The sequence below is a fragment of the Dolosicoccus paucivorans genome (assembly GCF_900100125.1).
Taxonomy (GTDB): Bacteria; Bacillota; Bacilli; order Lactobacillales; family Aerococcaceae; genus Dolosicoccus; species Dolosicoccus paucivorans.
The window spans coordinates 18583-29525 of the sequence record NZ_FNEL01000018.1; the positions used below are offsets into that span (position 1 = coordinate 18583).

Here is a 10943-nt window from a genome sequence, read left to right on the forward strand (position 1 = left end):
AAGCCTAGTGATCACTAGAATTTATGTTATCTTTTAATCTGTCGTTTTAGTGAACAAAGTAGCTAAAACCGCTTAAAAAGCGTTAACATGTAATGAGTGATTAAATTAAGAAACATTACTTAATTTAATAATTTGGGTGGTACCACGATGAATTCGTCCCTTCATTTTTATGAAGGGCTATTTTTATATTTAAAATTAAAAAAGGAGTCATTGAATGAAACTAAGAGATACATTAAATTTAGGCCGTACATCGTTTGAGATGCGCGGTAATTTACCAACAAAAGAACCACGACTACAAAAAGAATGGCTTGAAGCCAAAGTTTATGAACAAGTTCAAAATAAAAATGAAGGAAAGCCGACTTTTATTTTGCATGATGGGCCTCCCTATGCTAACGGCCAAATTCATATTGGGCACGCTTTAAATAAAATTTCTAAAGATATTATTGTTCGTCACAAAAGTATGACAGGCTTTAGAGCACCTTACGTACCTGGTTGGGATACTCACGGTTTACCTATTGAATCGGCTTTAATCAACGAAAAAAAGATTAACCGTAAAGACTATACATTAGCAGAGTTTCGTGATATGTGTCGCGAGTATGCTCTCGGCCAAGTAGAGGGTCAAAAAGAAGACTTTATGCGTTTAGGTGTTACTGGAGAGTGGGATCATCCTTATTTAACGTTAGATCCGGAATTTGAAGCGGCTCAATTACGCGTTTTCGGTAAGATGGCGGCTCGCGGTCTCATTTATAAAGGATTAAAGCCTATTTATTGGTCACCATCAAGTGAATCATCTCTTGCAGAAGCAGAAGTAGAATATCATGATGTTACTTCGCCTTCAATTTATGTAGCTTTTAAAGTACTAGATGGTAAGGGCGTTTTACCAGAGGAAGCAGAGTTTGTTATTTGGACAACCACTCCTTGGACCATCCCATCAAATATGGGTATTTCTGTCGATCCACAAGCTTTTTATTCTTTAGTTAAAGTCGACGGACGTCAATTTGTTGTCGCGACAGATTTACTTGAAGCAGTCGCAAAAGATATTGGTTGGGAAGATTACGAAGTTATTAAAGAATATGAAGGAAAAGACTTTGACCGCTTAACAGCAAAGCATCCGTTTTATGACCGCGAGTCATTATTAATGACAGGAGATCATGTGACAATGGACTCTGGTACAGGACTTGTCCATACAGCGCCAGGTCACGGGGAAGAAGACTACTTAATTGCTTTAGAGTATGGCGTTGATGTTATTTCACCGATCGACAACCGTGGTCATTATACTGACGAAGCACCAGGCTTTGAAGGAATGTTCTACAAAAAAGGGGACCGCGTCGTTGTTGAACGATTAGAAGAATCAGGTCATCTACTAGCTCAAAGTCAAGTAGAGCACAGTTATCCTCATGACTGGCGTACGAAAAAACCGGTCATTTACCGTGCCACTCCGCAATGGTTCGCTTCAATCGATAAGATTCGTCAAGAACTATTAACAGCGGTAGAAGAAGATGTGACTTGGCATCATCCATCCGGTTTAGCCAGAATGTACAATATGGTTCGCGACCGTCGCGATTGGGTTATTTCACGTCAACGAGTTTGGGGTGTCCCACTTCCGGTCTTTTACGCTGAAAACGGCGAAGAGATTATTGACCAAGACGTCATTAACCATGTAGCTGACTTAGTGGAAAAACACGGTACAAATATTTGGTTTGAGTGGGACAGTAAAGAGTTACTTCCAGAAGGCTATACTCACCCAGGTAGTCCAAACGGCGAATTTACTAAAGAAAAAGATATTATGGATGTCTGGTTTGACTCAGGTACGTCTTACGCTGGAGTGTTAATGCAACGTGATTACTTAAATTACCCAGCAGATCTTTATTTAGAAGGATCAGACCAATATCGCGGTTGGTTCAACTCAAGCTTTACAACGTCTATTGCTGCGTTTGATCAATCACCTTATAAAGCTGTTTTATCTCAAGGTTTTGTGATGGACGGTAAAGGTGAAAAGATGAGTAAATCAATCGGGAACGTTATTTTGCCTGAAGATGTCGCCAATGAACTAGGAGCAGACATTATTCGTCTATGGGTCTCTAGTGTAGATTATTTATACGACGTTCGTATTTCTCAAGAAATTTTAAAACAAGTAGCCGATTCATATCGTCGTATTCGTAATACGATTCGTTTCATGTTATCTAATATTGGTGATTTTGATCCAGCTGAACATAGGGTTTCTTATAATGATTTAAGTCCAGCAGACCAATATATGTTAGCTCGCTTAGATCAGTATACCCATGACGTATTAACAGCTTATGAAGAATATCATTTCTCAACTGTTTATACGAAAACAATTAACTTTATGACAACGGATTTATCGGCCTTTTACTTAGACTTTGCAAAAGATATTTTATATATTGAAGCAAAAGACGATAAGAGACGTCGCGATATGCAAACAGTGATTTATGAAATTTTACACCGTATGATTCGTTTGTTATCACCAATTTTAATTCATACGATGGAAGAGGCATGGAACGTTCTTCCAGGGAATGATAAAGAAGCCTTTGTTCAATTAGAAGATATGCCGAAAGTGTCTGACATTGAAAAGGCAAATCAACTCGTTGAAACGTGGGAGCTATTCTTCCATGTTCAACATGGTATTTACCGTGTACTTGAAGCGGCGAAGAAATTTGATCCACCGATCAAAAAATCTTTTGAAGCTAAAGTTACTTTATATGTTGATGAAGCGTTGGAAAACTCATTAACGCAATTAGCAGACAATTTAGATCAGTTATTAATCGTTTCACAATTTGAAATGAAACCAATTGAAGAAGCTCCTGAAGAGGCACAACGTTATGATGATTATGCTGTTGTAGTCACAGAAGCTGAAGGAAAAGTGTGCGATCGCTGTCGTGCCGTTCGTCCTGAAGTAGGTACAATTGAAGAAGCGCCTGAATTATGTGAGCGTTGTTACGACATTGTAAAAGAACATTTCCCAGCTTACTTTGAACAAAAAGACGAAGAATAAACTAAAAAAATCTCCTTGACTTAAAAGTCGAGGAGATTTTCTTTTTGGTCTGTTGTCGTAGTTTGATAAGCTTGAGGTGCTCTTTTATTATTAGCAAAGTCTAACAGTTTATGTTTTAACTCGTCTTCTAATTGATTTAACTCATGTTCAGCTTGACGGCGTTTCAGGCGACCTTCTTCTTGAATTGCGAGGGTTTCTTCTAATGTATCCACTAAGTTTTGTTGAGTGTATTGAAGGGTTTCTAAGTCGATGACACCTCGTTCAGATTCTTTGGCTGTTTCGACCGCTCCTTGTTTCAACATATCTGAGTTTTTACGTAATAGCTCGTTAGTTGTTTGAGTAACAGCACGTTGTGAATCAATCGCATGATTTTGTCGTAAGAGAGCCATCGCAATGGTTAATTGGTTCTCCCATAAAGGAATGGCTGTGTGGATTGATGCGTGAATCTTTTCAGCTAAAGATTGGTTTGTATTTTGAATCATTCGAATTTGTGGAGCTTGTTGAATGGTCATTTGACGAGTTAAGCGTAAGTCATGAACTCGTTTGTCTAGACGAGTTAAAAATTGGTTGAGGTCGTCCACGATTTGAACGTCCATTTGACTGCCACTTTCTTCCGCTTTTTTAATCGCATTCGGTAAAGTAACTTCTTGTAATTCTTTCATTTTGACTTCGCCTGCTGCAATATAAACGTTTAACGCATCAAAGAACTCTTTATTTTGATGGTATAAAGTCTCAAGCATGGCATTATCTTCAAGTAACCCTTTTTGTTCTCGTTCAAGTTGTAAAGAGATTCGGTCGATTTGGGCACCTAACTTTTGGTATTTTTGTTGAGTTTCCAAAATTGAATGCTTCACTTTACCAAACAATTTTTGGAACATGCCTCCCTTATCTTCCAATTGAGTTGGGTTGGTTGCATTTAATTGGGACATTAAATCTTGCAGTACGTCTCCGATTTCGCCTAAGTCTTTCATTTGAACGCGGTTTAAGACCGTTCTAGAAAATTCACTTAACTTTTCTTGGGCTTTAGAGCCATAAGCACTGACTTGAAACAGTTGATTTTCATCAATTTTTGAAGCTAACTCTCTAGCTTGTTGTTGGCGATGTTCCGGTAATTGGTCGATCAATTGTTCGGATTCGACTTCATTAATTTGAAAATTTGATTGTTCTAAAGTCGGTTCGTTAGTTACTTCAGGTTCTTCATTGAAAGGATTGCTAAGCAAATCATCGATTAAATGGTCGTTATGAGAGTTTGTTTTATTTATCATATCATCTAAACTCATTAAGCTTCCTCCTCTTTGTTTAAATCTTCATCGAAAAAGTCATTTAAAATACTTTCAGATGAATAGGTAGTAAAATCAGTTTCTTTTCGTGAACGAGATTTGGCTGCTAGTTCGACTTCAAATTCTAAATCTTGAATGTTTTTCTCATGAAAAGCCGTATATTCGTCAATAATATCGATCATCAATTGTTCAATCGCATTGGCACTGCGTTCTAAAATTAAATAAGTTTGTTTATTTTTAGCAATATGTCCTTGAATTTCGTTATATTTATCGACTAAGTCCACTAAAGAAGGTAAGAAGTGATAAATAAAACGTTCGGCATCATTAATACGATTTGCTTCTTCCACAATATCTTTAAAGAAGCGTTTAGTGATCGCAACAATATTGTAACGTAACGCTAAGGCGCGCATTTTACCCGTTTGTTCAACAGACTCTTCAAGACGTAAAATGTGTTGTTTAACATCATACATTTCTTTTCTAAATGTATCGATTTCGCTAGGAGTCATACCTAGTTCTTCATAATGAGTCATTAAGTCTCGTTTTACTACGGGACGTCTTCTTTGTTTAATAGGACTATTAAATAAACCTAAAATGCTAACGATTAAAAAGACCATTAACGAACAAATAGAGTTTAAAGCTCCAAGCATTACGAAAACACCGACGGCAGAAGCAATGAGATCCACAGTGGATATATTCATGTCGACGGTTAAAACACCTATAGTGAGAAGAAAGTTACAAAAAATACCAAAAGCGTAAAAAAAGCTGAGCACTTGATTTTGTATGTGAGTTCCTTTAATACGCTGATTAATTAATTCGAAGATAAAACTTAAAATGCTAATACCCGATAGTGACATAATCATAATTAAAGCGACAAGGGGATTAAAAAGGCTTCCGCTAATATATAAAACAACACATAAAACAACAAAAATCGCTAAACTAACGAAAAAGGTATTTTTACTTATTTTACTTATCCGCCGATAAAATGATTGTTCGGGATCTTTTTTTTGATAGATTAAATATTGAATACCCCCGTATCCCAGGACGAGTAAAAGGATAATTAAGTTCATTTTAATAACCTCCTAAATACAGTTTCTTTGACCTTACTTAAATGATAGCACCTTCTTTTAATAAAGTAATCAGACTCAAGTCTCATATACAAGAATGTTGCTATTGAAGAAGACAATGGTACAATTTAAACAACAAGGAGGTAACGGTATGAAAATGAAAAAAGAAGATGTTCGCTTTTTAATGGCGGACGGATTAAAACAATCAAAACAAATTTATGACGGGGCTATTTTACAATTATACGTCAATGATATTGAACTAGAAAATGGAGCAGTGGTAGAACGCGAACTCATCCACCACAAACCCGCCGTTTGTATTTTAGCGATCAAAAAAGAACAAGAAGAACAAGTTGTTTTAGTTAAACAATATCGTCCAGCGATTGATGAATGGATTTATGAAGTGCCGGCCGGAATTATCGATGATGAAGATCCATCCCATCAATATGCAGCTGAACGAGAATTAGAAGAAGAAACAGATTATAAAGCTCATCAATGGCATGAGATAGCTAGCTTTTATGTCTCTCCCGGTTTTCTAGATGAAAAGATTACTTTATTTAAAGCCACTGGATTAGAAAAAGTCGCAAACCCTTTACCTCAAGATGACAATGAAAATGTGGAAAGTGCTTTATTTACTAAAGAAGAGATTAAGCAGATGATTCAACAAGGCGAAATCGTAGATTTAAAGACACTTCACGCATTGCAATATTGGTTAGGTGAATAAGATGACTAAAGAAAAATATAATGATTACGAAGACTATTCAATAGAGTATGGCGATTCCTTTGAGCCGGAAACCTTTCAACCGAGCGTTGAAGAACAAGAAGAATTAGTGGAACGACGGTACCGGGCTAAATATAGCGCCAAGGTAGATCGCTTTTTAAATCACGGTATTATTATCGTCGGCGTATTATTATTAGCTGTATTATTAATTGTCTTTTTAGTGTAATTTAAATAGAAAAGAGTGGATTGAATGACAACAATTGGAATTATTGGAGCAATGGCTGAAGAAGTAGAGCTATTAAAAGAACGTTTAGAAAATAAACAATCAGTAGAAAAGCACTCAGCAACTTACTATACCGGACAAATTGCTGGCATAAACATTGTCGTAGTGCAATCAGGTATCGGAAAAGTTAACGCGACCATTAGTGTAGCTACCTTAGTTGAAACCTTTGATGTGGATTTAATTATTAACACTGGAACAGCTGGAGCTCTCGATGAAGGGTTAGAAGTAGGAGATATTGTCATCGCTAACGAATTGATTCACCATGATGTTGATGTAACAGGATTTGACTATGAATGGGGTCAAATGGCAGGCATGCCTTTAGCTTATTACCCAACGATGCAAGCGATGCGTTTAGCTCAAGAAGCTTGTCGTTTAAATGGACAAGAGCCGATTTTAGGATTAATTGTCAGCGGTGACCAATTTGTTAACAGTCGTGAACATACTGAGCAAATCCGTGGCCACTTCCCAACGGTCCGTGCTTGTGATATGGAATCAGCTGCTATTGCTCAAGCAAGTTATGTAATGGATACATCTTTCATTATTATCCGAGCTATTTCGGACAATGCCAATGCCATTGCTCCGATTTCTTTTGAAGACTTTGTCCAGTTAGCTAGTCGTACCTCAGCCGACTTAGTGTATCGTTTCATCAATTTATATGCGACACAATCATTAGAAAAATAATGATAAAATGATTAAAAACATGATACAATGAGACTTAACGATATAATTTTTAATATTCGAGGTGCAAAATGAATCAAATTAAAACAGTTTTAGTCGCTAACCGAGGTGAAATCGCGATTCGTATTATGCGTGCTTGTCAAGAGCTCAACATAAGAACGATTGCTATTTTCTCCAATGAAGATATTAACTCGCTTCACCGTCAAAAAGCAGACGAGTCTTATTTAATTGGTGAGAATTTAGGTCCACGGGAAGCTTATTTAGATATTGAAGGAATCATTCAATTAGCTAAAGATAAACAAGTCGATGCGATCCATCCAGGGTACGGCTTTTTAAGTGAAAATGAAACCTTTGCTCGCCGTTGTCAAGAAGAAGGAATTATTTTTATTGGTCCAGAAATCAAGCATTTACAAATGTTTGGGAATAAAACTAGAGCGCGTCAAACTGCCTTAGATGCTGGACTTCCAGTTATTCCAGGAACTGATGGAACGGTAGAATCCGTTGAAGAAGTAAAACAATATGCAAAAGAAATGGGCTACCCAGTCATCATTAAAGCAGTGAGTGGTGGAGGCGGTAAGGGAATGCGTATTGTATATTCCCCAGAAGAAATCGAAGAAGCCTATAACCGTACTCGTTCTGAAGCCATGTCTTCTTTTGGAAATGATGATTTATACGTAGAGAAATATATCGAATCTCCTAAACATATTGAAGTTCAAATTTTAGGGGACCATCACGGAAATGTCATTCATTTATATGAACGCGATTGTTCGATCCAACGCCGTCATCAAAAAGTTGTTGAAGTCGCTCCATCTTTTAACTTATCTAAGAAGATGCGCCAACAACTAACTGATGCGTCTTTACAATTAATGAATCATGTGGAGTACTTAAATGCGGGAACCGTCGAGTTTTTAGTTTCCGGAGATGATTTTTATTTCATCGAAGTCAACCCACGTATTCAAGTAGAACATACACTTACTGAATTAATTACAGGGATCGATATTGTTAAAGCTCAAATCCAAATCGCTCAAGGCTTGAGTTTATTTGATGAGTCGGTAGATATTCCAACACAAGAAAACATTCACATTCGTGGTTATGCTATTCAGTGTCGTATTACAACGGAAGACCCATTAAATAACTTTGCGCCAGATTCGGGTCGTATTACAAGTTATAACTCCCCAGGTGGCGTAGGAATCCGCCTTGACGCAGGAGACGCCTTTAGTGGTGCAAATATTACACCTCACTATGACTCATTACTGGTTAAGATTAGCTCTTACGCCATGAGTCAAGCCGGCGCAATTCATAAGATGGCTCGCGCTTTACAAGAGATGAAAATTAACGGCGTTAAAACAAATATTCGCTTCCTAGAAAAGATTCTTCATAGTGAAGCGTTCCAACAAGGGGATTATGATACGCTATTTATCGACACTCATCCTGAATTGTTTGATTTCATTCCCCCAAGAGATCGTGGAAACAAATTATTAAACTATATTGCTAACGTCACCGTCAATGGTTTCCCAAGTATCGAAAAAGGTGAAAAGCCATCCTTTGAACAACGCCCAATTCCTCTAACGTCTAATTTAAGACGAGAAGTGATTCCGTCAAGCGGAAACCGTAAGAAGAGATGGGAAGATTTAAGTACAAAAGAGCCTAAAAACTTTAAATTGTTATTAGACGAAAAAGGGCCCGAAGCAGTCGTCCAAGCAGTTTTAGATGAAAAGAAAGTTCTGTTAACTGACAGCACACTACGCGACGCTCACCAGTCGATTTTAACCACTCGTTTACGTACAACAGATATGACGCCTGTTGCGGCGTTTATCAATGAAACGTTAAATGATTACTTCTCGTTAGAAATGTGGGGCGGAGCGACGTTTGATGTGGCTTACAACTTCTTAAAAGAAAGTCCATGGGATCGTTTAAGACAATTAAGAGAATTGATTCCTAATATTCCGTTTCAAATGCTTCTTCGAGCATCTAATGCGGTAGGGTATACAAACTATCCAGATAATGTCATCGACAAATTCATCAAAACAAGTGCTAAAGAAGGTATTGATGTCTTTAGAATTTTTGATTCATTAAACTGGCTAGAAACAATGAAATACCCAATTGAAGCGGCTTTAGAAACAGGTAAGATTGTTGAAGGAGCTATTTGTTATACAGGCGATATTTTAAATCCAGATCGTTCAAGTATTTATACATTAGACTATTACGTGAATCTGGCTAAAGAAATCGAAGCATTAGGGGTTCACACTTTAGCGATTAAAGACATGTCAGGTATTTTGAAACCTGAAGCGGCGTATCAGTTAGTCAAAGCATTAAAAGAAACCGTTGATATTCCACTTCACCTACACACGCATGATACAAGTGGTAACGGACTACTAACTTATTCTCGCGCCATTGATGCTGGAGTAGATATTGTTGATACGGCTAATGCAATTATGGGTGGACAAAACTCTCAGCCGACAGCGAATGCTCTTTATTATGCTCGTCAAGGAACAGACCGACAAATTTTAAACAATCAACAGGCTAATGAAGCATTAAGTGATTATTGGAAAGTCACTCGCAGTTACTACAAACCATTTGAAACGGACATTATTTCTGACTGGCCAGAAGTCTATGAATATGAAATGCCAGGAGGACAGTATTCTAACCTTCGTATGCAAGCCGTCTCTTTAGGATTAGGAGACCGCTTCGATGAAGTATTAGACATGTATCGTCGTGTCAATTTATTATTTGGTGATATTGTTAAAGTAACTCCATCTTCTAAAGTGGTCGGCGATATGGCGTTATTTATGGTTCAAAATGATTTAGACGAAGAGTCAGTTTTAACTCAAGGTAAAACATTAGACTTCCCAGAATCTGTCGTATCTTTCTTTAAAGGAGATATCGGACAGCCTGCTGGAGGCATGAATAAAGAATTGCAAGCTGTTGTTTTAAAGGGTGGTAAAGCTTATACTGGTCGCCCAGGTGACCTGTTAGCTCCTTATAACTTTGAAGAGGCTAAAGCAATTGTGGAAGAATATCAATATGAATCAGCAAAAGAAACCCAATTATTGAGCTATGCTTTATATCCAAAAGTTTATACAGATTACTTACAATACCGCGATGAATTCGGAGACATTAGTCAATTAGATACTCCGACATTTTTCTACGGTATGGAACTGAACGAAAGTATTACTGTTGAACTTGAACCAGGTAAACGTTTAATGATCGAATTGACAAGTATTGGACCTGTCAAATCCGACGGCACACGTACTTTATTCTTTAACTTAAATGGCTTATTACATCAAGTAGAAGTTCAAGATCAAAATGCACAAACAACAACGACTTTAACGCCAAAGGCCGATCGTTCTAACCCAAAACATATTGGTGCGCAAATGCCAGGAACGATTTTTGCAGTGGAAGTAGAAGAAGGACAAGAAGTCGATGTGAATGATGTCCTACTCATTACTGAAGCAATGAAGATGGAAACAACGGTTCAAGCACCATTTAAAGGAGTTATCCGTAAGCTTCACTGTCAAAAAGGTGACAGTATTAAAGCAGGCGATTTACTCATTGAAATTGATCCACTTTAATTTGAATTTACCCTTTTTACGTTAAGAAATTCTAGATTAGACGAATAAAGGAAAATAAGTTCAATCAACGTTTAGTTTTACTCATTTTTTTAAAAGTAAACATACAAATAGAACGCCCTGTGAGCGCGTTTTAAAGATTATTCAATTACTTCATTCATAATAAGGACAATTGGTTGGAGCGGCGTTCTATTTTGTGGAAATATTTAATACCTACGGTGTCAAATGAGAGAATTCTCGAGACACCTCGTATAAATCGATAAAGATAAAACTTTATTTTCTTTAGATTATTTGATGGTCGTGCCCGTGCTAAAACGACTTGTGTATGGTAGGTATTC

Annotated in this window: 7 protein-coding genes; 5 read left to right on the plus strand and 2 right to left on the minus strand. The window is 37.2% G+C overall.

Annotated features, from left to right (window positions below):
- Positions 1-214 precede the first annotated feature (214 nt).
- Positions 215-3013: an isoleucine--tRNA ligase gene (gene ileS, locus BLR79_RS04090; RefSeq protein ID WP_092085140.1), complete on the plus strand. Its 2799-nt coding sequence runs from the start codon at positions 215-217 to the stop codon at positions 3011-3013.
- Between the two features lie 20 nt (positions 3014-3033).
- On the opposite strand, the gene BLR79_RS04095 is transcribed toward ileS, so the two are convergent.
- Positions 3034-4293 carry a toxic anion resistance protein gene (locus BLR79_RS04095; protein ID WP_234970805.1) on the minus strand — a complete coding sequence of 420 codons (1260 nt, stop codon included), beginning with the start codon at positions 4291-4293 and terminating at the stop codon, positions 3034-3036.
- A complete protein-coding gene (locus tag BLR79_RS04100; RefSeq protein WP_092085141.1) occupies positions 4293-5360 on the minus strand; it encodes a 5-bromo-4-chloroindolyl phosphate hydrolysis family protein in 1068 nt (355 codons plus the stop codon). The genes BLR79_RS04095 and BLR79_RS04100 overlap by 1 nt, the downstream gene beginning before the upstream one ends.
- 148 nt (positions 5361-5508) lie before the next feature.
- Between BLR79_RS04100 and BLR79_RS04105 the strand changes: the two genes are divergently transcribed.
- The 4 genes from BLR79_RS04105 to BLR79_RS04120 all read left to right on the plus strand — a co-directional run bounded on the left by BLR79_RS04105 (position 5509) and on the right by BLR79_RS04120 (position 10608).
- A complete protein-coding gene (locus BLR79_RS04105; protein ID WP_234970807.1) occupies positions 5509-6078 on the plus strand; it encodes an NUDIX hydrolase in 570 nt (189 codons plus the stop codon).
- A gap of 1 nt (position 6079) precedes the next feature.
- Entirely contained in the window at positions 6080-6301 is a 222-nt protein-coding gene (locus tag BLR79_RS04110) for a hypothetical protein (RefSeq protein ID WP_092085143.1), read from the plus strand.
- 24 nt (positions 6302-6325) lie between these two features.
- Positions 6326-7039, plus strand: a complete 714-nt coding sequence (locus tag BLR79_RS04115; RefSeq protein WP_092085145.1) for a 5'-methylthioadenosine/adenosylhomocysteine nucleosidase — start codon at positions 6326-6328, stop codon at positions 7037-7039.
- Positions 7040-7107: 68 nt separating this feature from the next.
- Positions 7108-10608: a pyruvate carboxylase gene (locus BLR79_RS04120; RefSeq protein WP_092085147.1), complete on the plus strand. Its 3501-nt coding sequence runs from the start codon at positions 7108-7110 to the stop codon at positions 10606-10608.
- The last annotated feature ends 335 nt before the right edge of the window (positions 10609-10943 follow it).

What these genes read in the sequence shown, in the direction of transcription:
- ileS (WP_092085140.1), top strand. Translation starts at nt 215, where the DNA reads ATGAAACTAAGAGATACATTAAATTTAGGCCGTACATCGTTTGAGATG.
- BLR79_RS04095 (WP_234970805.1), bottom strand. Translation starts at nt 4,293, where the DNA reads ATGAGTTTAGATGATATGATAAATAAAACAAACTCTCATAACGACCAT.
- BLR79_RS04100 (WP_092085141.1), bottom strand. Translation starts at nt 5,360, where the DNA reads ATGAACTTAATTATCCTTTTACTCGTCCTGGGATACGGGGGTATTCAA.
- BLR79_RS04105 (WP_234970807.1), top strand. Translation starts at nt 5,509, where the DNA reads ATGAAAATGAAAAAAGAAGATGTTCGCTTTTTAATGGCGGACGGATTA.
- BLR79_RS04110 (WP_092085143.1), top strand. Translation starts at nt 6,080, where the DNA reads ATGACTAAAGAAAAATATAATGATTACGAAGACTATTCAATAGAGTAT.
- BLR79_RS04115 (WP_092085145.1), top strand. Translation starts at nt 6,326, where the DNA reads ATGACAACAATTGGAATTATTGGAGCAATGGCTGAAGAAGTAGAGCTA.
- BLR79_RS04120 (WP_092085147.1), top strand. Translation starts at nt 7,108, where the DNA reads ATGAATCAAATTAAAACAGTTTTAGTCGCTAACCGAGGTGAAATCGCG.